Origin of the sequence: Myxococcus dinghuensis, assembly GCF_024198235.1 — a bacterium.
Classification (GTDB): Bacteria; Myxococcota; Myxococcia; order Myxococcales; family Myxococcaceae; genus Myxococcus; species Myxococcus dinghuensis.
Genome location: NZ_JAKCFB010000002.1, coordinates 18,460 through 40,531, shown reverse-complemented (window position 1 = coordinate 40,531; position 22,072 = coordinate 18,460). Strand labels below are relative to the sequence as shown.

At 68.9% G+C, this 22,072-nt stretch carries 18 protein-coding genes; 10 read left to right on the top strand and 8 right to left on the bottom strand.

Annotation, left to right across the window (positions count from 1 at the left end):
* Positions 1-123: 123 nt before the first annotated feature.
* The 4 genes from LZ198_RS02795 to LZ198_RS02780 all read left to right on the top strand — a co-directional run bounded on the left by LZ198_RS02795 (position 124) and on the right by LZ198_RS02780 (position 6,023).
* Positions 124-1,080 (top strand): helix-turn-helix domain-containing protein, encoded by a 957-nt coding sequence (locus tag LZ198_RS02795; RefSeq protein WP_253970286.1) that lies wholly within the window; start codon positions 124-126, stop codon positions 1,078-1,080.
* A 177-nt stretch (positions 1,081-1,257) separates the two neighbouring features.
* The gene (locus tag LZ198_RS43365) at positions 1,258-3,336 is read left to right on the top strand and encodes a glycoside hydrolase family 5 protein (RefSeq protein ID WP_253970285.1); all 2,079 of its coding nucleotides are present in this window, start codon (positions 1,258-1,260) and stop codon (positions 3,334-3,336) included.
* A 369-nt stretch (positions 3,337-3,705) separates the two neighbouring features.
* Positions 3,706-4,815 (top strand): 23S rRNA (adenine(2503)-C(2))-methyltransferase RlmN, encoded by a 1,110-nt coding sequence (rlmN, locus tag LZ198_RS02785; protein WP_253970284.1) that lies wholly within the window; start codon positions 3,706-3,708, stop codon positions 4,813-4,815.
* A 179-nt stretch (positions 4,816-4,994) separates the two neighbouring features.
* A complete protein-coding gene (locus tag LZ198_RS02780; protein ID WP_253970283.1) occupies positions 4,995-6,023 on the top strand; it encodes a hypothetical protein in 1,029 nt (342 codons plus the stop codon).
* Between the two features lie 133 nt (positions 6,024-6,156).
* On the opposite strand, the gene LZ198_RS02775 is transcribed toward LZ198_RS02780, so the two are convergent.
* From LZ198_RS02775 to LZ198_RS02765, 3 genes are all read right to left on the bottom strand, one after another.
* Positions 6,157-6,585 (bottom strand): YciI family protein, encoded by a 429-nt coding sequence (locus tag LZ198_RS02775; RefSeq protein WP_253970282.1) that lies wholly within the window; start codon positions 6,583-6,585, stop codon positions 6,157-6,159.
* Positions 6,586-6,824: 239 nt separating this feature from the next.
* Entirely contained in the window at positions 6,825-8,432 is a 1,608-nt protein-coding gene (locus tag LZ198_RS02770; protein WP_253970281.1) for a DUF1552 domain-containing protein, read from the bottom strand.
* The gene (locus LZ198_RS02765; RefSeq protein WP_253970280.1) at positions 8,429-10,210 is read right to left on the bottom strand and encodes a DUF1592 domain-containing protein; all 1,782 of its coding nucleotides are present in this window, start codon (positions 10,208-10,210) and stop codon (positions 8,429-8,431) included. Before LZ198_RS02765 ends, LZ198_RS02770 begins: the two co-directional genes overlap by 4 nt.
* 77 nt (positions 10,211-10,287) lie before the next feature.
* On the opposite strand from LZ198_RS02765, the gene LZ198_RS02760 reads away from it, so the two are divergent.
* From LZ198_RS02760 to LZ198_RS02745, 4 genes are all read left to right on the top strand, one after another.
* A complete protein-coding gene (locus LZ198_RS02760; RefSeq protein WP_253970279.1) occupies positions 10,288-11,202 on the top strand; it encodes a hypothetical protein in 915 nt (304 codons plus the stop codon).
* A gap of 100 nt (positions 11,203-11,302) precedes the next feature.
* Entirely contained in the window at positions 11,303-11,812 is a 510-nt protein-coding gene (locus LZ198_RS02755; RefSeq protein WP_253970278.1) for an RNA polymerase sigma factor, read from the top strand.
* On the top strand, positions 11,799-12,815 hold the full coding sequence (locus tag LZ198_RS02750; protein WP_253970277.1) for a FecR domain-containing protein: 1,017 nt from the start codon (positions 11,799-11,801) through the stop codon (positions 12,813-12,815). Before LZ198_RS02755 ends, LZ198_RS02750 begins: the two co-directional genes overlap by 14 nt.
* Complete coding sequence (locus LZ198_RS02745) at positions 12,812-13,360, top strand: carbohydrate binding domain-containing protein (protein ID WP_253970276.1); 549 nt, start codon at positions 12,812-12,814, stop codon at positions 13,358-13,360. The genes LZ198_RS02750 and LZ198_RS02745 overlap by 4 nt, the downstream gene beginning before the upstream one ends.
* A gap of 35 nt (positions 13,361-13,395) precedes the next feature.
* On the opposite strand, the gene LZ198_RS02740 is transcribed toward LZ198_RS02745, so the two are convergent.
* Complete coding sequence (locus tag LZ198_RS02740; RefSeq protein WP_253970275.1) at positions 13,396-13,809, bottom strand: Imm70 family immunity protein; 414 nt, start codon at positions 13,807-13,809, stop codon at positions 13,396-13,398.
* Positions 13,810-13,951: 142 nt separating this feature from the next.
* Positions 13,952-14,788, bottom strand: coding sequence for a hypothetical protein (locus LZ198_RS02735; RefSeq protein ID WP_253970274.1), 837 nt, complete (start codon positions 14,786-14,788; stop codon positions 13,952-13,954).
* Positions 14,789-15,143: 355 nt separating this feature from the next.
* Here LZ198_RS02735 and LZ198_RS02730 point away from each other — a divergent pair, with 355 nt between their 5' ends.
* Both LZ198_RS02730 and LZ198_RS02725 read left to right on the top strand, forming a co-directional pair.
* A complete protein-coding gene (locus tag LZ198_RS02730; RefSeq protein ID WP_253970273.1) occupies positions 15,144-17,399 on the top strand; it encodes a di-heme oxidoredictase family protein in 2,256 nt (751 codons plus the stop codon).
* A 99-nt stretch (positions 17,400-17,498) separates the two neighbouring features.
* Positions 17,499-18,962, top strand: coding sequence for a TIGR02996 domain-containing protein (locus LZ198_RS02725; protein WP_253970272.1), 1,464 nt, complete (start codon positions 17,499-17,501; stop codon positions 18,960-18,962).
* 45 nt (positions 18,963-19,007) lie between these two features.
* Here the strand turns inward: LZ198_RS02725 and LZ198_RS02720 are convergent, their stop codons facing one another.
* The 3 genes from LZ198_RS02720 to LZ198_RS02710 are packed head-to-tail and all read right to left on the bottom strand — an operon-like array spanning position 19,008 to position 21,767.
* Entirely contained in the window at positions 19,008-20,321 is a 1,314-nt protein-coding gene (locus LZ198_RS02720) for a nitrilase-related carbon-nitrogen hydrolase (protein WP_253970271.1), read from the bottom strand.
* Positions 20,318-20,992, bottom strand: coding sequence for a hypothetical protein (locus LZ198_RS02715; protein WP_253970270.1), 675 nt, complete (start codon positions 20,990-20,992; stop codon positions 20,318-20,320). The genes LZ198_RS02720 and LZ198_RS02715 overlap by 4 nt, the downstream gene beginning before the upstream one ends.
* A gap of 40 nt (positions 20,993-21,032) precedes the next feature.
* Positions 21,033-21,767, bottom strand: coding sequence for a hypothetical protein (locus tag LZ198_RS02710; RefSeq protein WP_253970269.1), 735 nt, complete (start codon positions 21,765-21,767; stop codon positions 21,033-21,035).
* Positions 21,768-22,072: the final 305 nt, after the last annotated feature.

Sequence of the window (22,072 nt, the reverse complement as noted above, 5' to 3'; positions counted from 1 at the left end):
GATGAAGGTAGAGAGGGAGGCCGGGCGGGGCTCGGCTGTCAGTGCATGGGAATTCGGCCGAGGGCGCTGGAGGGGTTGTCGGATTGGGTGGATGATGTGTGCCACTTCACCCGGGGCGGGCGCATGCGCACAGTCTTCTCCACGGACGCGGTCTCCGAGCAGGAGCGGCACGAGTACTGGCAGGAATTGGCGAGCAAGGTGTTCCTGGGGCTGCGGACGGAGCGGAAGGCATCCAGTCCCTTCTTCGGGCGGCTCGACCACCGTGAAGTCGGGCCGTTGGGGGTGACCTATCTGCATTCCTCGGCCCAGCACGTCCACCGGGGGGAGACGGAGATCGCCCGCGCCCCCCGGGAGTGCTACTTCCTCTGCATGCAGGTGGAGGGGGTCTGCCGACTGCGCCAGGGGCGGGAGGAGCGGAATTCCCATCCGGGCGACGTGGAGCTGTTCGATGGGACCCGGCCGGGAGAGATTTCGTTCGACGCGGACTACCGCCGCATCGTCATCGTGGCGCCCTATTCCACGCTGCGGCCACGGCTCTCACGTCCAGATGAGATGGTGGGCAGCGTGCTCCACACCCGGGAGGGCGTCGGTGCCTTGGTCGGTGCCTACCTGCGCGCCTTCGCGGAGAACCAGGTCGCCGAACCGGTCGCCGGCTCTGTCGCGGACAATCTGCTCGACCTCCTCGCGTTGGCCTTCAATACCCAGGGCCGCCATATCCAGACGAACGCCGCGAGCGTGCGCGAGGCCCGGCGGCATGCCCTCCGTGTCCATGTCGAGCGTCACCTCTCGGAGCCCTCGCTGAGCCCGGCGACGGCCGCCGCCCATTTCCGCATGTCCACGCGCTACCTGCATGGGCTGTTCGCGGAAGGGGGCGAGAGCTTCATGCGCTGGGTCCTCTCGCGTCGCCTGGCCCGCTGCCGCAAGGCGCTCGAGGACCCGGACATGGACGCGCGGAGCATCGCGGACATCGCCTTCGGTTGGGGGTTCGTGGACCTCACGCACTTCGGTCGTGCCTTCAAGAAGGCGTATGGCATGACGCCCCGGGACTGGCGCCACGAGCAACTCCGACAGCGGTCGTGACGAGCGCGACACCCGGTCGGCGTGAGGAGTTGTTGACGCTGAGGGCCGGGGCGCTCAATCATTTTCCAACTCCAGGGGGCCTGAATGGGACGACCACCGGTTTCGCGGAAGTGTCTTTACGTTCTGCTGGGAAGTCTCCTCGCCTTGGGCGCGGCCTGTGCGCCTCCTTCGAGCGATGTGCTCACGGATGCAAGCGAGCCGAGCGTCGTCGAGCAGTGGCTCCTGCCGGCGTTGGACACCTCCTATCAGACCGTGCTGTATGACGATGGCGCCGCGTCGGGCTGGGATGTCGGCTATAGCTGGGGCGGCATCTCCCAAGGGTCGACGACGAGCACGAAGGCCTATGGTGCTTCGTCGCTGCAGGTCACCTCCGCCGCGGACAGCGCCCTGGCGCTGGGGGCCGAAGGCCAGACGTTCTCGACGAACACCTACAGGGCCGTGAGCTTCGCCATCCGTCCGGGCGCGGCGAACCTGACGGCGATCAAGGGCCTCAAGCTCATCGTGAGCCAGGAGGAGGTGGATGGGAATGCGGGCGTCGCGATCGGCACCTACGCCAGTCCGAGCTTCGACTCCCTGGGGGCGGGCGAATGGACTCGCGTCACCATCCCGATGAGCGCGCTCAAGGGTTCACTGGCCACGTTCAACAAGCTCACGCTCATGGCGGACGTCGCGGTCAGCTACGGCATCGACGGTATCGCCATCGAGATTCCCCGGCTGCCCGCGCTGGATACGTCCTCCATGACGGTCCTGTATGACGATGCGGTCGCGTCCGGTTGGAGCACTGCCTATAGCTGGGGCGGAACCACGCTGGCACCCGACACGGTGAGCAGGGCCTATGGGACGACGTCCCTGAAGGTGACGGCGCCGGCCAACAGCGCCATGGCCCTGGGCTCGTTCGGCTCCAGCGTCCCGGTCGCCAGCTCCGTGGCGGTGAGCTTCGCCATCAACCCGGGCACCTCGAACCTCACGACCATCCAGTCCCTCAAGGTCATCTTGAGCCAGGAGGGGGTCGACGGGAATGCGGGGGTCGCCATCGGCGCCTATGCGAATCCGGGTTTCGCGTCCCTGGCGCCGGGGCACTGGACGCGCGTCAGGATTCCGATGAGCGCGCTCAAGGGCGCGCTGACGACGTTCAACAAGCTCACGCTCCAGAGCGCCTCCGCGGTGGTCTACGGAGTGGACGGGATTGCGTTGGAGAAGGACACCCCCCAGCCGCCGAGCGGTACGGGGAAGACCTATCCCACGGGCGTGGCCTATCGCGGCATCAACCGCGCCGGGATGGAGTACGGCGACGACTGGGATGGTTGGACCGGTCAGACCTACTACGAGGTGCCGTCGTCGACCCAGATCACCGCGGAGCTCGCGTACTACAAGGCCAAGGGCTTCAACCTGATTCGTCTGCCGATCTCCTGGGAGCGCATCCAGCACACGCTCTATGGCCCGCTGGATACGGCCTATTCGAACGGCATGCTGAACTACATCAACATGGCGACGGCCCAGGGGTTCACCCTCGTGCTCGACCTGCACAACTACAACCGTTATGCGACGGGAGCGTTCGACGGCGCCGGGAACCAGACCTCGAACTACGTCCAACGCATCATCGGGGACGGTACGCTGACCGTGGACCATCTCGCCGACGTCTGGACGAAGCTCGCGAACCTGGTGAAGACCAACCCCAAGGTGGTCCTGAACCTCATGAACGAGCCGCATGATCTCCCGATGACCTCGACCACGTGGTTCTCCGGGATCCAGACGGTCATGAACGCCGTGCGCGCGACGGGGTCGACCCAGTTGATCCTGGTTCCCAACACGCGTGCGTCGGACGTCGGGCACTGGCACACCTGGGCACCGGGCGGAGGGCCGCTCGACTCGGTCGCGGCCCTGGCCATCACGGACAGCGCCAACAACCACGCCTTCGACATGCATTCGTATTACCCGGAAGGCTACGGCAGCAACGACGAGTCGTCCTACGGGGCCCAGCTCACGGCGGTCACCAACTGGGCGAGGACCCACGGCAAGAAGCTGTTCCTGTCCGAGATGGGGATCCGGAACCAGGAGTCCTTCGCGCAGGGCCAGATCACGAACGCGCTCACGTTCATGAACAACAACCGCGACGTGTGGCTCGGCTGGTCGCCGTGGGACCTGACCTACTGGCAGCTCACCACCAACAACCACACGGCGGACTACACGGCCAACGGCGTCACGCCGATGAACTGGTACTCCGCCTTCCTGACGGCGAACTTCCTGGCGTTGTGAGCGCGGGGCCCCGAGACGGCGGGACCCGCGGAAGGTCTCGCCGGACTCGGCCGTGGGGCCACAAACGGGCTGCAAACGCGTGGTGCGCGTGCTACACAGGTCATGCGCTGGTCCTGCCAGCGCCACCATGGCCTAAATCACCCAATCCCCATCCGATTCGAGGACGTACGTCGTCCTCTCGAACGCGCCGCGCACGGTCGCCGTGCGCCCTTGGGATTCGGAGTGATTCATGTCCGTGCCGCGATTGCACGGAGTCGGCATCGGTGGTCCCCGCCCTCGCTCCCCTGCGCGACGACGTCGTGGATCACGGCCACCGGCTCGTGAGCGCTTCCTTCCCCCCGCAACCCCGTCTCACCAGGAGTCATGGCCATGCATCGCAGAACCGTCCACGAACTGCCGCACCCCCCTCCGGGCATCCTCGCAGAGGTCCACTCGTTCCTGCGCGGGCTGGGTGCGCCTGCCTATCGCTACCAGCAATTGGTGACGGCATTCCAGCGCGGCGCGCAGAGCTTCCACGAGGTCCGAGACCTGCCGGGTGACCTCCGGCAGCAGCTCGTCTCCCGCTTCGGGCAGACCGTCCTGCCCCTGGAGGTCGAGTCCGTGCGCACGGGCGCGCAGGTCGAGAAGGTGCTCTTCCGGACGCGCTCGGGTGCGCGGGTCGAGACCGTTCTCTCTCGCTACCGCGCTGGCTGGTCCTCGGTCTGCGTGTCCACGCAGGCGGGCTGCGGTCTCGCTTGTTCGTTCTGTGCCACGGGGGCCCTGGGGCTCGAGCGCAACCTGAGCGCCGACGAGATTTGCGCCCAGGTCGTGCACCAGCGCTGGAGTTCGGAGCCTGGCGGCGCGCCGAAGAGCGTCGCGTTCATGGGGATGGGCGAGGCGCTCGCGAACCCGAACGTGCTCACGGCGCTGAGCGTGCTCACGGCGCCGGGCTACGGCGGGCTGTCACCGCGTCGAATCACCGTCTCGACGGTGGGGCTCGCGCCGGCGCTCGCGGCGCTCACCGAGGAGCACCCGCAGGTGACGCTGACGCTCTCGGTTCATTCTCCGTTCCCCGAGCAGCGCGCACAGCTCATTCCGCTCGAGCGTCGGTTCCCCCTCGAGGAGAACCTCGCGATCCTCGACCGGCACGTCCTGCGCGCGCGACGGAAGACCTACCTGGCGTACCTGCTGATCGATGGCGTCAACGACTCCGAGGAACACCTCGTCGAGCTCGCGCGGCTCGTGCAGCGTCGCTCCAGGCCCGAGCTCTTCCACGTCAGCGTCATCCGCTACAACGCGGCCTTCGGCGCGGACCCGTCGTTCCGGGCCCCGGTGTCCTCGAAGGTCGACGACTTCGTGGCGGGGCTGCATCGCCTGGGCGTCTCGTCGACGCGACGGCAGCAGTTCGGGGCGGACATCGACGCGGCGTGCGGTCAGTTGCGCGCGGAATCACTGGGTCGCCTCGGTCGGCGCCGCCCCTCTGGCGAGCCGCACCAGTGACGACGGGGCCCGTCCCCGCTCATACGTCGGCGACCGAGCCGTGGAGGGCACCGGGGCCGGTGCGCGGCTTGCTCGGCGGCGGGACTCCATGGTTCGAGCCGAAGCTGTCATGATGGAGCAGGACGCCTGGCCCGACGACTCCTCGCGGAAGCGGGCCGGCGCCTGAATGAGGACAGACCGTGGAAATCCGACACCTCTCCGCACCCGCCTGGTCGGCGTTCAAGTCGTGGCTGCTCAAGTTGCCCGGTGTCCCCGTCGCCCGACTCCGGCTCCTGACGGGCGGCTGTCCAGCGGAGGAGCTGCCCGCGTTCGCGAAGGAACTCAAACGCGTTCGGGCCGACTTCAAGAAGCGCCCCAACGAGGTCTCGGCCCCCGCGGACGAGGGCCTTCGGAAGGACTACGCGGCGCTCGGTGTGCCCTGGTCCGCGTGGAGTGAGGTGGCGGGAGAGGTCCAGCGCGACTTGAAGCGCAAGCGGTACGCGCGGTGGACGGGGGCGGATGCGCTCGAGTTCCCCGAGGGGCCTTCCGCGGAGGAGCTGATGACCGTCGTGTTGTTCGGAGGGGTGGAGCAGGCACGCCCCCATCTGCTGCGTCGTGCGTCGCTCGCGGCGGGCTCGCTCGAGGCGCTCTGGTGCCGCTGGCTCGCGGGGGAGCCGCTCGAGCCGGAGACGCTGCGTGCTTTCGCGGGGGCGCCGGAGGGACTCGCCGAGCCCCTCTACACGCCGGGCCTCGAGGAGGTGCTGCCGCTGTTCTTCGTCGAGCCCGACCCCGCACGCGCCGAGCGGGCGCTGGAGGTCGCCTCGGCCCAGCTTCACGCGTCCCGGTCCCAACCGTTGGTGGCGTTCCTTCGCTCCCTGCTCGGCTTGTGGCGTCAGGAGACCTCGGTGGAGGAGGTGAGGGTTTGCTTCGATGCGATGGTCGCGACCGTCTCGCCCTCCGACGTCACCCAGTTGAGCGCGCTCGCCTACCTGTATGGTCGATACCTCGAGGCGCTCCCCCCGCATGCGCTGCTGGAGCAGGTGGGCTCGCGTCTCGAGCGCATCGCCGTGCCTGCCCGGGTCGCCGACGTCCAGCCCGTGATGGAGGCCCTCACGGCGCTCGAGGAGTTGACGGCCATGGGCCTGGGCCTCCGGGTGGAGCAGCGACCTGGAGATGTCCTCCTGTCCGCACAGGAGCCGGAGCCCGGAGGTGGGGACGAGTTCCTGTAGCGCGCATGGGCAGGACTTCGTCCCCTCTCCCCTGGCGCATCGAGACGAGCGCCAGGATGGGGCGGAAGCCCAGGCTTCATTCCGTAGCGGGGGGCAGGGTGGGGCCGCGATGTGGGGCGCTCACCCGTCGCGGCTACACCTTGCCGGGGTTCTCGCCGAGCCGCTTCGCTCGCTCCGCTGCCTCGCCCGGCACGTCGAACTCCTCCGGGTCGAACAGCGGTCGCAGCTCGACCTCCATCTCCTCTCCGTCCGGCACGAGGAGGCCGAACGGCGCGCGCCTGGCCCACTCGATGGCTTCTGCGAGCGTCTTGACTTCGAGCAGGCTGTAGCCGGCGATCACTTCCTTGGCTTCGGCGAAGGGCCCATCGAGCACCTTGCACCTGCTCCGGGTGTACCGCACGCGTGCGCCGTGGCTCATCGGCGTGAGGCCAGCCAGGTCGAGCAGCACGCCGGCCCTCCGCAACTCCTCATTGAAGTCGTGCATCGCGACCAGCGCCTCGTCGGTCGGCTTCTGGCCCGCTTCGGTCTTCTCGGTCGCCTTCACCATCAGCATGACTTTCATCGCGTGTCTCCGTGCGCCTCGGTGGCTGTGTCCGAGGCGACGACGACCCGTGCGCCGCTGGATCGACAACCGCGATGAAGATTTTCCGCGAACGAGGGGAGACGTAACGTTCGGGGTCTACACGTGCGTCGAATCAAGAGGTTATTGCGAAGCTCGCCCCCTGTCCGTCCGGACAGCCGGTGTGACATCCACAGGTCCAGGTCGAGGCCGCGGCGGTCATCCCACACCTCACGAGGCTGTCAGGACGAGAGGAACGGCAGCAGCTCTCCGGTCTTCTGCCACATCGCCGCCGGGTAGGCCTGCGCCGAGCTGAACCCCTTGTTCGTGAAGAAGTACTCGTAGGTCGACTGGTAGGACGCCTTCCAGCCGTAGCCGGGGTGGTCGGCTTCGCTCCATTCCGACTGCGGGATGCCCATCGCCTGGAGCGCGGTGCCGAGCCACTGGTTGTAGAGGAGGCCCGCCCACAGGAAGCTCCCCTCGCTGCCCGTGCTCGAGTCGCCGCTCACCTTGCGCGTGATGTTCCGGTAGTCGCAGTAGCTGCCCGTCTGGAGGGCGCCCCCCGCGCTCCCGGCGGTCACGACCGGGACGGAGAAGGAGAAGTGGGGCGTGTTGCCGTTCTCCTGCCCCCACGCGAGCAGTGAATCATCCAGCAGGGTGCCCCCCGCGCCGTTCGAGAACCGCTCGAAGCGCGAGACGAGGTCGAGGAACACCTGCGAGAAGAAGACCTGGTTGAACTGGACCACCAGGTCCTGGTTCGCCCCGGCCACGGTCGAGGGATGGACGACGTTGTTGTGCCAGTCCTCGCCCTGCGGGGCGCGGGGGGTGAAGGTCAGGTTCTGGTTGTTCTCGTCGATGCTGAGGGTGGCGACGCGGCAGACGCCGCAGTTCATCGCCACGGCGAGCACCTCGTTGATGAGCCGGAAGTACTCGACGTTCTTCGCGGGGTCTCCCGCGAAGGAGCCGGAGTTGCGCAGCGACAGGTTGTCGGTGGTGGGACGGGACGGCACCTGGCAGCCGGCGTTGGTGGTCTGCAGCCGACGCTGCAGCTCCGCGACCGCGTCGATGTGCTGGTCCAGCCGCATCCGGTCCTCGGCCGAGAGCCGACCGTTGCCGTTGCGCAGCCGCCGGTAGCTCTCGAGGACCTTGTCCACCACGGGCGCCCGGCTGGTGCCGGGGCTGCTGGTGCCGGCCAGCAAGGTGTCGAAGAGGGCGAGCGAACTCTCCGTGCCGCTGATGGCGCTCGAGGCGACGCCGGAGGAGCGGACTCCGGGGGTGGTGTACCCCCAACTGCCGCTCGTGGTGCCCGAGGCGGCGATGGCGACGCTCCGCTTCCGGACGGAGGCGACGCTCGGGTAGAAGGCCGACGAGTAGGCCATCACCTGGTCGATGGTCGCGCGGGGGGAGCCGGGCCGCTGCTTGTCGAAGTCGTAGTAGCCCAGCGCGGCGCCGAAGTTGTGACCCATGTACAGGGGGAAGTCGAGTCCCCGCAGGATGTTCATCTTCGCGACGAGCGTGGGCGTGAGCATGGACGACCTCGCCGTCAGCACCCGGCTGATGACCGAATCCCCGCTCGCGTTGGGCGTCGCGGTCAGGTCTCCCCGCCGGACGTCGTGGTCGGCGTAGAAGAGGCTCTGCGTCAACGCCGAGTCCCCTGGCCACATGCTCGCGCCGAAGATGGCGCCGTGGGGCGTCCGGAAATGCACGAAGCACTTCGGGCGCTGGGCGGCCTGGGCCTTCGCTTCGCGGGGGCTCAAGAGCGATGGAAGCAGCGGCAACGCCAGCACGGCCCCGCCCGTGCCGCGCAGGAACATACGGCGGTCACAGCGGAAGACAGGTGTGTTGCTCACGGGAAGGTCCTCTGATTGAACGTGGGATGACGGGCGACGGTCTTCAGCAGGTCGGCCAGGGGGGCGCCGCTGCGCGCGACCGCCTCCATCTCCGAGAGCAGGCAGCCGTCGCGAGTGGTGGACTCCACGCGAGCGTGCGCGAAGCGGAAGTAGTGTTGCGCGACGCAGGACTCGAAGAGCTGGCTGTCATCGACCATCCGCGAGAGCTCCGCGGCGTTGGAGATGACGCGCTGCTCGGAGTCGTAGAGCCACACGTCCGCGGAGGTGTCCACGGAGGGCGCGGCGGTCTCCTGGCCCTTCGGGTCATACAGCCGCTCGACGCTGCGCTCCCGCCCGAGCGCATCGAACCCTTCCAGCACGAAGCCCGGCGGATTGATGGTGTTGTTGTGGCAGCCCCCGCAGCTCCCGCCGGAGGTGAGCTGGGTCACCACCTGTCGCGTCGTCATGTGCTCCGTCGGCGAGGGAGGCCTGTCGCTGGCGTTGGGCGGCGGGGCCCCGACTTGCTGGCAGAGCAGGGCGTTGCGCACCAGGTAGCCCTTGTGGATGGGCCGGGTCGACGCGGTCCCCGTGGCCAGCAACGCCGCGCGGGTCAGCAGGCCGCCGCGATTCTGGGACGGGATGACCGGCGCCGGACCGGTGCCGTTCCAGACGGGGACACCGTAGATGGCGGCCAGGAAGGGGTCCGCCGTGTAGGACCTCCGGTCGTGGAGGAAGTCGCTCACCGAGCCACCGGACACGACGGTGTTCCAGGCGGAGCGTTGGACGTCCTCGAACATCGCGGTGCGCGTGGCGTCCGTGGGCATCTCCGCCCCGACGAAGGCCTGGTAGACCGCGTCGTTCCGCAGCGCGACCAGCGACGGCAGCTCCTCGAGCCGCAGCCACTCGCTGACGAACTCATCCAGGGAGCTGCGCAGTTGGGGGCTCCGCATCATCCGGTCGAGCTGGGCGTTGAAGCCGCTCTCCGTCAGGAGCGAGCCATCCGTCGCCGCGGCCCAGAGTTCGTCGTCCGGCGGTGCCTGCCAGAACTGGTAGGACAGCTTCGCGGCCAGTTCGAACGCGGAGAGGGGGCTCACCGGTTGTCCGGCGGTGGTGCCGTGCTCGATCCGATAGAGGAACCAGGGCGAGTTCAGGAGGGTGGTGATGACGTCCGCCACCGCAGCCCTGTCCACGGGCGTGGCCCCGGCGATGTCGGCGAAGGCGGTGACCTCCGCCGTTGGCAGGGGGTAGCGCAGGACGCGGGAGCCCCATCCCCGGATGAAGGTCTCCAGGCAGGCCCGGTCATTGGCGGTCTGGCTGTCGCTCGCGCAGCTTCCCAGGAGCGCGTTGCGGCGCGCGTCGGTGCTGGTGAGCTCCTGGGCCACGGCCTTGCCCAGGTCATACATGACGTCGACCTGGGTCTGCTGGATGGATTGGTCCAGTCGGCTGAAGCCACCCTTCAAGTCGCCGGGCGCGGGCGTGCGCCGGTCCACGGGGTATCGGTCCAGGCTGGGCGTGAGCTGCGCCCAGAGGGCGTCGGCCTCGCCCGGCAGCGCGCGGGCCACGGCGAAGCGGAGCGTGTTCATCAGTTGCTTCCGGGACAGCCGGGGCAACGGGAGGTCCGCGGGGACGGCGTTCGCGTCGCAGGAGAACCGCGCCGGTGCGGGGCGGACGGACTCCGACGTGGACGGCGGCGGCTCCGGTTCGTTTCCGCCGGGGTGATGGTCGTATTGGGCGGAGCCATCACAGGCGACCGCGCCAGCGCAAAGAAGCAGGATGCCCACGGAGCGTGGAAGCGTCATGCCCCTGGCTACGCGCGTGGCCGACAATACTTTCCTGCACGACGGGCCCCGGGCGACGGTACTCTCGCCAGCACCGCATGACCGCTCTGCTCTGCGCGCTCTCCCTCGTCGTCCTGACCCAGGCCCCGGTGGTGTCCGTCTCGTTCGACCTTCGCGCGCTCCCCGAGCAGGACTATCGGCGGTGGGATGGCGTGGCGCTGGAGCGACAGGTGGCCCTGCGGTTGATTCAGGAGGGCTTCGCGGTCGTCTCCCCGCAGAGTCCGGCCCAGCTTCGGCTGCGCGTGAGCCGTACGCCCGAAGGGCTGTGGCTCGAGGCCGTCGGGCCGCGGCAGCGCGTCGAGCAGGGTGTGCGTGTGGGACGGAGTTCGACGGCGGAGCTTCATCTGGAGGTCGCGCAGAAGCTCTCCGAGATGACGCGGGCGGTGGCGCCGGAGCCGGAGCCGGAGCCGCCACCGCCACTGCCCGAGGTCGTGGTCCCGCCTCCCGTGGAGCTGGCCGTCCCCTCCGTGCGCCCCGCGCTGGAGCTGGGCCTGGGGTTGGGGACGCTCTGGCGCGGCCCCGGAGTCGATCCGCACCTCCTGCTCGCCGTCAGGCGGGGACTGGGTGCCTTCGGCGTGGAGGCGGAGGTGGGTCTCGGGATGTCCCGCGAGGCGGCGCTGACCGTGTTCGAGGCGCAAGGTGGCGCCTTCCTCAGTCATCGGTTCTCCGTGGCGGAGCGCCTGCAACTCGAACCGGGGGCGGGGGCGGGCCTCGTCCTCCACACCTTCCGGCTCGCGGACTCCTGGGTGTCGGGCCGGAGCGGTACCCAGGTCTCTCCCGCGGGTTGGGCCCGGATGAAGCTCCGGTGGCGGTTCTCCGAGCGGCTCGCGGCGGAGGCGCGCGTGGCCCTGGGGCTGCTCCGGCCCGTGACGCATGTGAGCGAGGGCCAGACACTGTGGTCTCGGGGAGGCGCGAGGCTGGAAACCGGCGCCTCCCTTTCCTGGGGGCCGTAGCCTCCGAGGAAAGTTCCTCCCGCTTCATTCGTAGGTCCGCAGGTGTTGGATGTCGCGTGCTCTCCACTCAAAGGCCCCGCCTGCCCTGCCTGCCCGGCCTGTGTCATTCGACACGCTCTACGCGTCGCACGCGGAGGACGTCTACGTGTGGGCCATGCGGTACGCGGCCGGTCGTTCGGGGTGGGCCGAAGACGTCACCCATGACGTCTTCCTCAAGGCCTGGGAGCACCAGGCCTGGCTGCGCGAGGAGGATGTGAGGGGGTGGCTCTTTCGCGTCACGCAGAACGTGGCGTTCTCGGCCCTGCGGCGCGAGAGGACGTTCCGACAGCGCATCGCCAACCTCTTGTTTCCGGCGCACCCCACGGAGACGGAGGCCACGCCGGAGGCGGCCCTGGCGCGGCGACAGGCGGTGCGCAGCGCCACGGCGACGTTGGACCGGTTGCCAGGGCAGGAGCGGGTGGTGATGGCACTGAAGCTCCTGGACGACCTGAGCCAGCGCGAGATTGCCCAGATGCTCTCGCTGTCGGAGGGCTATGTGTCGAAGCTGATGACCCGCGCCCAGGCCCGTCTGACGGCCTGGGGATGGGAGGTGGACGATGGCTCCCCGTGACTTCCGCGCAGAGCTCCGGCGTGAAGACCCGCTCCGCCGCGAGCAGGGGCTGCCACCCGCGGCCCGGGCCCGCGTGTGGTCGCGGCTGCGGGACTCGCGTGAGCCGAAGCCCGCGTGGCACAGACGCCCTGTGTCCTGGGGGCTCGCCGCGTCGGTGATGGCGCTGGTCCTCGTGGTGTTCTCCATGCGGGCGCCCTCGGCGCGTGCGCTCGGAGGGCTCGAGGTCGCGCGGGCGAGTGCGGACCTCGTCGCGCGGGAAGACGCCACGGAGGTGGTGATTCAAGGGGGCGAGGCGGACCTGTTGGACTCGGCCCGAGGCATCACCCTCCGGAACCAGGGGCCACTCGTCGTCCGGCGTGAACCCTCCGGGGTGAGGCTGGTCCGGGGTCGCGCGGAGTTCTCGGTGAGTCACCGCGAACCAGGTGCGCTTCCCGCCGTCGTGCTCGTGTCGGGGGGCGCCATCGAGGTCATGGGCACGCGCTTCACGGTGGAGGAGCGGGGGGCGGGCGGCGCCGTGACCCTGCACGAAGGCGTCATTGCCTTTCGTCGGCTCGGTGGCGAGGTGGTTCCCGTGAGGGTAGGGGAGACGTTGGCGTGGCCGGTGGTCGAAGCCGCCCTTCACGAGCCAGCGCCTCCCGAGCCGGTGCAGCCCCTGCCGCTGGCGACGCCCGACCCGAAGGTGGCTGTCTCCCGCGTTCCCGCCACGCCGGCTCGTGCGCCGAGCGCGGAGGACGTCTTGCGAGAGCTGGAGGTCCTTCGCGGTCGGCGCGAGTTCGAGCAAGCGGCGCGGTACCTCGAGGAGGCGATGCGCAAGCAGCCGGTGGCGACGCGGGAGCGCCTCAGCTTCGAGCTGGGCTCGTTGCTGACGTACCAGCTCGGGGACGCGCAGCGCGCTTGCTCCCACTGGGCCCGGCACGAACAACAGTTCCGACGCGGACGCTACGCGGAGGCGGTCCAGCGTGCCCGTGCGACGCTGTCCTGCGAAGGGGAGCGCGGGCGATGAGACGGGGGCGCTGGAGCTTGATGTGGCTGGCGGCGCTGACGGCCTGCGAGCCCGCCGTCATCGACCATTCCCCGACCTCCAACCTGCTCGATGCCGAGTCGGCTGCCTTCGAGACGGGCCTGGGCGCCTGGAGCGCGTGGTACTCAGTCACCGTTTCGAGAGCGTCCACCGACGCGAGGGAGGGTGAAGCCGTCCTGCGCGTGGAGGTGACCGAGCCGTATGGCTGGGGTGTGCACCTGGACAACTGGCCGGGGTTCGCCGCGTCGCCAGGGGTTCACCGGGCTTCCTTCTGGGCACGGGGGACATCGGGACGCTCCCTGGTCGCGGAGATGAGGGTCAGTTGGCGTGACGCGGGCGGCCGGGAGCTGCGGGCCGAGGCGTTTTCCAGTCCCATGCTCTCCGGGCAGTGGGTGCGGACCGCTCGCGAGCTGACGGCTCCGGCGGGAACGGAGCGGGTGTCCGTGGAAGTGACGGGCGCCGACGGTTCCCCCGGTGATGTCGTCGAGCTGGATGCCCTGGTCGTCCAGGCCTCGGGCGCTCCTTGACGTGCGCCTCGCGCGAGGTCCGTGGCGCGGCCCCGTTACTGGAATGAGATGGGCGCCCGGTGCTCGAGTGCGAATTCGGTCAGGCGCTGAAGACTCTCGACCAGGAACCCACCATTCACATCGAGGAACGACTCGAGCGCGTTTCGAGGCACGAGGCCCGCGGACTGCGCTTCGATGCGTTGCCACTCCGATGAGAATTCGACCGCGGGGCGCGCCTTCATTTCGATGGCGATTCGGGCCAGCTCGTCGCGCAGCCGCTCGCATTCCGCAACGGACCACTCGCCATCGCAGTCCGAGTGAAGGATGAGCGTGGGGAATCGAGAGCCGGCGCTCCCTGCCTCCAGCTCACGAGTGACGTAGTCACGGAACGCGCCGAAGTCCGTATAGGGTCCGACCTGGAAGCCCTCCAGGTCCTCATCGTCTTCGTAGACGCAAAGATAGAGACTCACGGCCCAGGCTCCTTCTCCGCCAAGACAGACAGGTACCCGCCGCGCACCGTGGCTTCTCTCCAGCCAGTACGCACTCGCCAGGGCCCAGCGCCCCTGGTGGGCATTCCGTGGACGGCACGGGGCGTGGATGCGGTGGACGTGTCTACAGGCGCAGTCCGGTGAACAGGTTGCCACTCTGCTGGATGCTGAGCCGCATGTTCGTGGCGGCTTCCGCGCAGGCACCTCGTCCGGTCTCCAGCCGAAGCACGTCGCCGTCCAGGGTCAGGTCCCCAGCCGCCAGGCAGCCCGAGATGTTGGTGCCCGTGAGCCAATGATTCATGTCCAGGGTGCCGCCGAAGGCGGCGGGGTGCTCCGAGAACTGCCTGGGCAAGCCCGTCGACACGCCCCGGTGTTCGAAGCGCATGGGCTCGTCCGACTGGAAGGCGAACTCCAGCACGAGGGGCTTTCCCTCGTAGGTGAAGCGGGCGCGAAGGTGGAAGCTGGGCTGCTCCGGCGTCCCCGGGACCCACCGCGTATCGATGGCGGGGTAGTAGATGCGGGGGATGAACACCTGCTTTCCCCCCACGGACAGGCGCTTGTCGGTGCCCAGCTCCACGGGGCCTGGGAGGAGCAGCACGCCAGGGAGGTCCTCGGGGGCGGGCTCGAGGGGGAACGAGCCCGGGCGCCTCACGGCGTCGTTGCACGAGAGCTCCGGGGAGAGCACCTCGTCATCGTAGTCCTCGCAGCGTACTTCGGGCGGCAGGTCCATCCGCAGGTCCGCCAGCCGGAAGGTCAGGGTCTCCACCGTGAAGAACTGGCGGTCGAGCGAGACGAAGGCGTTCGGGGCGAACTCGACGAGGTCGTCCGGGGTCACCCGGATGGTGTCCGAGCCGTAGCCGAAGTCGAGCAGGTACCGAGCACTCTCGTCGGGTCCTCCACAAGCGCAGAGCGCGAGGGTGGCGGTGATGCCGACGGTGCTGTGCCAGGAGAGTGAAGCCATATGGAAGGGAATCGATGCGGAGAGGGATGAATGTGCGTGCCCCGGTGGCGGGCACGTCGATGGATGCCCCCGGGACGGCTCTCTCTATACCGGTGGTCTGGGAATGGGACAAGGACCGCGGGTCTCGACTCAGGCGGGCCCTCGAGTCGCCGTACGCGGCGAGCGGGGCGATTGCGAAAATGTCTTGTTGGGAGTGGTTGGGGAATCGAAGGGCCTGGAGCGTGAGTTCGCCGCGGCACATGACGCGCCATCCCTTGCTTGCGGTCTGGCCGCTTCATTCCACACAGATGTCGTGCAGGTGAAAGTTGGGTTGGAGTTCAGGGTATTTCTGTTTTGACTGGGTAGGCTCCAGGGCATGAGAGAACCTTCCATCGTCCGAGTGGCGGCTTGGAGTCTGGCCATCCTGGGGGTGTTCAGCGGCGCCTGCGGGGAGGCTCCTCAGGCCCATCACGATGAAGCACGGCCCGCTCCGGCCTCCAGGCCGGCGTCCTTGGGCCCGGTGGTCCCGCTCTTCGACGCCAGCACCCCGCTCGAGCCCGCGGTCGTGGTGGATACGCCGACGGCGCTCATCACCCGGCTTGGAGACAGGTCGAGAGATCGCCACGCCCGTGAAGCGCAGTTCCAGAGCTACGAGCACTACCTGCCGCTGTACTTCGAATACCGCACGCACGGTATCGAGATCATCGACAGGGTCGCCAAGGGGGGCGGTGATATCACCGTCAACATCACCTCGCTCTGGCCCCTGGACACGCCGGACTTCCGCGCCTTCTACCAAGGTCAGGCGGTGCTCTCCCAATATTGGTTCAACGTGGACATGGCGCAGGTGGACCCACTGCACTACACGGCGACCCTCAATTACAACGCGAAGGAGAACCGGCGGCTCCAGGTGGGCGACCGCATGGAGATTGAAATCAGCCCCTTCCTGCTCCCTCCCGTCGTGGGGCGTGCCAACTATTACGGGACGGCGTTCCTCTACATCATAGGGCAGGGCGGCATGGTGCCCTGGGAAGGAAGGGGCTCGAACCTGGACTCGTTTCCCCTGCCGGAGACGGCCTGGCTGGGGGGACGTACGACGCTCGGCTACAGCTACTCGAACGAGCCGGCGCACTTGTTCAAGCAGATGGCGACGAACACGGCGCCCGGGAATGCCCAGCCGTTCGTCGAGGGGCGGCGCCTGCATCACACCGACTTCGGCGATGGCTCCCACTCGGAGGCTGGCAACCCGACCTTCACCGCGCAGCAGAACAAGCTCGGGCCCGCCTATATCGCTCGTAGCTGCATCGCCTGTCACACCCACAATGGTCGCGCGCTTCCTCCCGACCCGGCGACGTCTGTGTATACCTTGCGGTTCTATGTGAATGACGCGCCCTGGGCGGACGTTCACTATCGGCTCAACGGAGGCGCCCAGCAGAGTTTCCGGATGGCGCACGACAGCGCCAATGCGAACACCCAACTGGTCAAGGACGTCCCCGCGGGGACGGTCGTCCAGTACCAATTCACCATCGGTAACTCCTCGGGAGGGTTGAGCACGACGTCCCCAGTGAGCTTCACGGTGAGCGGCGGTGGTGCCAGCGGCGGCAATCTCTTCGGCCACGTCGTCGTCGCGCCGCCCCTTCGTTACACGGTCAGGGTGGGAGCGGTCGGCTCCGCCGTGACGGCGCATCCGGCGCTGGGGTGGGTCCTGCAGCCGCAGAGCACTCAGGGCAGTCCCGAGGGCAACGTGAGCATCTCGGGTTGGACGGTGACGAACGGCACGTTCGGAGATGGCACGGGCTATCAACTGCGGCGCCCCGTCTACGACTTCACGGGGCCCGTGCCCACGCACTATTCGGCCCGCATCTCGCCGCCCCTGGTCGGGTTGGGCCTGCTGGAGGCGGTCGACGAGGGGACGATTGCCAGCCTCGCCGATGACGACGATGCCAATGGCGATGGCATCTCCGGGCGCATGCAGACGGTGGTGGATCCCCAGACGGGGCAGTCGCGCGCGGGGCGCTTCGGCTGGAAGGCGGGCAAGGCGAGGCTCAGGCATCAGGTCGCGAACGCGCTCAATGTCGACATGGGGGTCACCACCTCCGTCTTCCCTGTTCCGGATTGTGGCTCGGCGCAGTCCTGTGCCGGAGCCAGCACCGAGTTGGCGGATGCGGACCTGGACCGGATGGTGCGCTACCTCGCCCTGCTGGGGGTCCCCGCGCGCCGCAACCTGAACGACGCCCAGGCGCTTCAGGGGGAAGGACTCTTCGGCAGCCTGGGCTGCGCCCGGTGTCACGTCGCGACGTTGACGACCAGCCCGTATCATCCGTACGCCGAGCTGCGGAGCCAGGTGATTCATCCCTACACTGACATGCTGTTGCACGACATGGGACCGGGGCTGGCGGACAACCTCCCGGAGGAGGGGGCCACGGGCGCGGAGTGGCGGACGCCGCCCCTCTGGGGCATCGGCTTGACGGCGGGGGTCAGCGGCGGGGAGGCGTACCTGCATGACGGCCGTGCGCGCGGCCTCTCCGAGGCCATCCTATGGCACGGCGGCGAGGCCGAGTCCTCCAAGGAGGCCTTCCGCGGCTCGAGCGGCTCGCAGCGCGCGGCACTGCTCAAGTTCTTGCAATCTCTCTGAGATGGGCGGCCCGGTGCCTCCAGGTGGTGTCCGTGTTCAGGCGCCGCATCCGCTGCGTGTGCGGAGGCTGGGGATTTTCAGGCGGTATACGCTGGCGACGTGAACGAGGCACTGCACAGCCACCTGGAGCGCGCGGCAGAGTCCTTCGCGCGACAGGAGGAGGAAGAGGCCTTCGGCGCCGTGCTGGATGCGTGGCGCGAGTGTCGCGCGCCGGAACTGGTCCTGTTCGCCCAGGAGTTCGAGGCGCGTCTCGACTCGAAGCAGTCGGGGAGGCAGGGGGAGTCCGCGGCGGCCCGTCGCGCGGCGCGGGACCTGGCGGGCAGGCTCGGGGCGCAGGGGAATCCTCGCGAGGTCGAGGCGCAGCTCGATGCACTGATTGGCTTCCTGCCCGATCCCCGGTTCATCCCCGGATTGCTGGCCATCGCGCGCCTCCCCTTGGCGCAGGAGCCCCAACGGGTGTCGAAACTGTGCGCGGCGCTCCGGCATGTGGGGCCGCCCTTCGACGTCGGGCCCCTCGAAGCGCTGGATGCGCGGATGAGGTCGGAGGCTTGGGCCTCGGCCGCGCGGCTGTCTTTCGTCATCCGCTTGGGGCGTGACTGGGTGCCGCGGGAGCTCGACGCGGAGGCGCGGGAGTTGCTCGCAGCGCTGCGGGAGACCCTCCGTGTCCGCGAGGAGCAGGAGTCGCGAAGCGCCAGCATCCGGGAGCAGTGGTTGCCTCGCGTCTATGCCAACCCCGAGGACGACGGCGTGCGGCTGGTGTTGGCGGACCAGTTGCTGGAGACGGGCGACCCCCTGGGCGAGTTCATCGTACTCCAGTGCGCTCCCACTCCAGATGAGGCACGCATCGGCGAGTTGCTCGCGACGCATGTCCGGAGCTGGGAGCTGCCGCTGGGTGACCACATCGAGCGTGGGGCGACCCGCTTCGAGCGGGGCTTGCCCGTGGCGGTGCGGATGTCGAGGGAGGCGGCGCGTCTGATTCCCACCGAGCCGGGACCGGCCTGGAGTACGGTGCGGGAGATCGACTGGGCGGCGGTGCACTGGTCGGCGGCGCATGCACAGTGGCTCGCGCATCCGCATCTTCGAGGCGTGACGCGGATGCGACGGGTGGATCTGTTCTGGGCCCGGTTGATGGGGCAGCCACCCTCCGTCAGGAGGCTGGAGGTGTGTGGACCCGTCGGGCCCCGGGTGAGCGGCGCGCAGGCACCAGCGGATGTGTTCGACAGGCTGGCCCAACTGCCGAGCCTTTCGTGGCTGGAGTTGCGCGACGCGCATGTGGACGACGTGAGCCTGTTCGCCAGTTCCATGCTGGCGACGAAGCTGGCGCGCTTCGATGCCACACGGAAGGACCGCTGGACGCTCACGGTGTGCCCGGGCGCCGAGGTGCCCATCGAGGTGACGCTGTTGAGCGCGCGGGCTGTCGAGGTGTTCGTGCGTGTCCTTCGCGCGGCGGAGGGGTTCGGGACACGGGGCTTGCGGGTGCGCTGCGAGCACAAGCTCGACGCCACGAGTCTCGAGGCCCTGCGCCGGGCCGCATCTGGCTTCTCCCGCGTCGAATGGGGGTGAGCGTGTCCGCGTCGCCGGAGTGGTGCCTGCCCAGGTTGACCGTGCCTACTCCCGCGTCGCCTCCGCCATCCGCGGCGGCGGGGACACCGTGAGGATGCTGCTCGCCCCCGGTTCGCTCCTCGCCAGCACGCGGCCATCGGAAGACACCACCGCCGCGACGCCTCCCAGCGAGGCTCGCACCGCGGGCATGTGCAGCTCCACCGCTCGCATCACCACGCCGCCGATGGCCTGGTCCACGGCGAAGCGACTTCCAGCCAGGGGGAGATCACTGGCCAGGACCGCGAGCAGCTCTCCTCCCGCCTCCAGCCCACGCAAGGCGGTGGCGCGGCTGAAGGCTTCGTAGCAGATGAGCGGAATCACCTTCCGCCCCGCGAGGGACAGCAGCGGTTGCGCCTGGCTCGCGATCAGCGGCTCCCCCCTGCCCTGAAGCCCGAAGATGGAGCGCTCGCCGATGGGGACGAGTACCGACTTCCCGCGGGTCTCCTGCAGACGCCCGTCCCCATCGAAGGCGGCGGCGGCATTGAAGAAGCCCTCGGGCGTTCGGAGCGTCAGCCCCGCGATGGAGGGGACCGGCAGGCGCGCATCGAAGGCCTCGATGACCTTCGGCCGAGACACGCGCCCCTCGGTTCCCCGCTGGAGCCCCCGTACCGTGGACTCCGGCCAGATGAGCCGCTCGGTGGACTCGGGCACCGACTCCGGTACCCGCACGGAAGAGGCCAGCTGGACCACGCCTGTCCCCTGGAGCGCATCGTCCGCCACGGGCAGCCGGGGCAACGCGGCCAGGGCCACCATGACGCCCACCGCCGGCAGCAACAGGCGGCGCGAGCGCAGGGCCACGGCCTCCCCGACACACACGGCGGCGAGCAGGCAGAGCACCAAGGTGGGTACCCATCCCACGAAGCCCACGGCCCTCAGGATGGGCGGCAGCATCCACTGGGAATGCAGCACGTGCGTCATGGAGAAGCCGCTCCACGCCTCGAGCCCCGCCTCGCCCAGCGCCCATCCCACCGGCAACCAGTACCTTGGAGGCACCCGCTTCACGGGCAGCGCCGCCAGCACCAGCAGCGGCACCTGGGACATCGCCCCCGTGAACGCCCAGCCCAGGAGCGCCACGATGAACGGAGGAGGAAGCCAGGGGGCCGTGTAGAACCCCGCCGTCCCCACCCACCAGTGCAGGGCCACGCCCTGGCGCACCAGCGCGGCCAGCAGCAGCGCCGCGGCGGCCTGGCGCCAGCCGTTGGCGCGGTGGAGCGCCCACGCCAGCAGCGCGATGCCCACCCAGGCCAAGGGCTGCGCCCACGTCCACAGGAAGGCGACGCCCAGCGCGACACCCGCGCCCAGGGCCAGGAGCAGGCTCATCGCTTCCGGAACCTCTCGGGCGGAACGGGGACCAGCGCCGTGGCCTCCCCCGGGAGCGCCACCTTCACGAGGTTGGGGTGCTTGCGCGCCAACCGGGCCTCCAGCACCGCGGGCTCCCAGTGCGACACTTCCTCGAGGGTCGTGGCCATGGCCTTCGCATCCAACCGCCACGACTCGAGCGGCTTGCCAGAGCGCGTATGGACGAAGCGAGCGCGCTGCTCGGGACTCCCGGCCTGGAAGAAGCCCTCGTCATAGAGCAACCCATCGAGGGGGAGCTTGTACGTGGAGCCCAGCACCCAGGCCCCCGGCGCCTCCTCCGCGAGCGCCGTGAGCAGCGGCGCGGAGAAGCCATAGCAGGTGTCCAGGACGATGAGGTCCGGGCGGTAGCACCGAGCCACCCGCGCGAGGTCCTCCGGGGACGCGTTGAGATAGCTCGGCGGCAGGCTGTGTCCGCTGAGCACGAGCACCTCGGCCCTCACTCCAGAAGGGCAGGAGAAGTCCTCGAGGGCCACATGCGGGCAACGGCCATCGGAGCATGGGGACTGCTGCAACTCGGCGACATCCGCTCGTGAGTAGATGGCCACGACGCGCTCCTGCACACCGGGGGCCTGCCGACACGCGCAGGCCCCCAGCAGCAGGGCCAGGAGCCAGTGCCTTGCCAATACAGTCATGGACGGTTCCAGTTCCTGGCTCGAAACGCCGGGAGGCCTGCTAGCAGTGGCACCAATACGAGGCGCACCACGAGCGGCAGTAGTTGCTCAGCCCGGTGAGCTTGCAGCCGTTCCGCTTGTACTGCTGGGAGCAGCCGACGGTGGACCCCACGTACCAGACGCCCACCGCGATGAGGACGACGACCGCCGCGGCGCCGCCCTTCCCCGTCTTGTCCTCGGGGAGGTACTTGCTGATGACTTCAATCATCGTGAACAGGGAGTACTCGGAGACGCTCTTCAGCGCCCCGGTCTCGATGAGGATCATGGCCGCTTCGTCCTCGTTGGCGGCCAGCTTGTCACCCACCATGATGGTCTTGTCCGCGTTGAAGACCATGTGCAGCTTGCCGCCTTCATAGTGGACCCAGGCGTCGCCCGTCTCGTTGTTCACCGTGTAGACGGTGCGCTCCCCGGTCTTCTCGTCGAACACCTCGAGGACGGCGTCCTCCGTGCCGCGGACGAGCGTCTGCCGCAGGACGAAGTTCATGAAACGGGGCACTTCGTCAGTCATCGCGATGCCCAGCCGGCCAAACCGCTCCAGGCTGCCGTCGACGACTTGCGCGGGCTCCACGTCGCTGAAGACGATGTTCGAGGCCAGGGCCTCGCGCGCCTTGGCCATCGGGTTGGACTCGGGCGCACGGCTGCAGCCGATCTGGATGGTGAAGACCGCGAGCGTCGCGAGCGTTACCGCGCGCAGGCCGATGGAAGAACCATGGTGTGACTCAGCCGGGTGAGACATGTGGGGAGACTCCTCTTGCTGTGGGGAACTCGCACCGGCCTCGAGGCCGGGTGCGAGGTGTGCGGCATTCCCCGCAAAGGCAGGAAGTGGGCCATCCCTGGCTTCCCTCGAATCCGTATGGCCACGCCGGTGCGGTTGTTGCGTTCGCCGCAACAAGGATTCACTCTCCGTGACATCTCGCGCTACAACCCCCACTGCCCAGCCAGAGCGCGCAGCGGTGGCGGCTCCCGGTCCTCGTCGAACTGGTGGGCGCCGTACGCGTCGACCTCGATGATGGTTGGAGTTGCACCGTTGTCCAGGCGGGG

Excerpts from the sequence above, each read along its gene's own strand:
- LZ198_RS02795 (WP_253970286.1), top strand. The coding sequence starts at position 124 with ATGCGCACAGTCTTCTCCACGGACGCGGTCTCCGAGCAGGAGCGGCAC.
- LZ198_RS02715 (WP_253970270.1), bottom strand. The coding sequence starts at position 20,992 with ATGACTGTATTGGCAAGGCACTGGCTCCTGGCCCTGCTGCTGGGGGCC.
- LZ198_RS02730 (WP_253970273.1), top strand. The coding sequence starts at position 15,144 with ATGAGAGAACCTTCCATCGTCCGAGTGGCGGCTTGGAGTCTGGCCATC.
- LZ198_RS02735 (WP_253970274.1), bottom strand. The coding sequence starts at position 14,788 with ATGGCTTCACTCTCCTGGCACAGCACCGTCGGCATCACCGCCACCCTC.
- rlmN (WP_253970284.1), top strand. The coding sequence starts at position 3,706 with ATGCATCGCAGAACCGTCCACGAACTGCCGCACCCCCCTCCGGGCATC.
- LZ198_RS02760 (WP_253970279.1), top strand. The coding sequence starts at position 10,288 with ATGACCGCTCTGCTCTGCGCGCTCTCCCTCGTCGTCCTGACCCAGGCC.
- LZ198_RS02720 (WP_253970271.1), bottom strand. The coding sequence starts at position 20,321 with ATGAGCCTGCTCCTGGCCCTGGGCGCGGGTGTCGCGCTGGGCGTCGCC.
- LZ198_RS02765 (WP_253970280.1), bottom strand. The coding sequence starts at position 10,210 with ATGACGCTTCCACGCTCCGTGGGCATCCTGCTTCTTTGCGCTGGCGCG.
- LZ198_RS02745 (WP_253970276.1), top strand. The coding sequence starts at position 12,812 with ATGAGACGGGGGCGCTGGAGCTTGATGTGGCTGGCGGCGCTGACGGCC.
- LZ198_RS02710 (WP_253970269.1), bottom strand. The coding sequence starts at position 21,767 with ATGTCTCACCCGGCTGAGTCACACCATGGTTCTTCCATCGGCCTGCGC.
- LZ198_RS02750 (WP_253970277.1), top strand. The coding sequence starts at position 11,799 with ATGGCTCCCCGTGACTTCCGCGCAGAGCTCCGGCGTGAAGACCCGCTC.
- LZ198_RS02775 (WP_253970282.1), bottom strand. The coding sequence starts at position 6,585 with ATGAAAGTCATGCTGATGGTGAAGGCGACCGAGAAGACCGAAGCGGGC.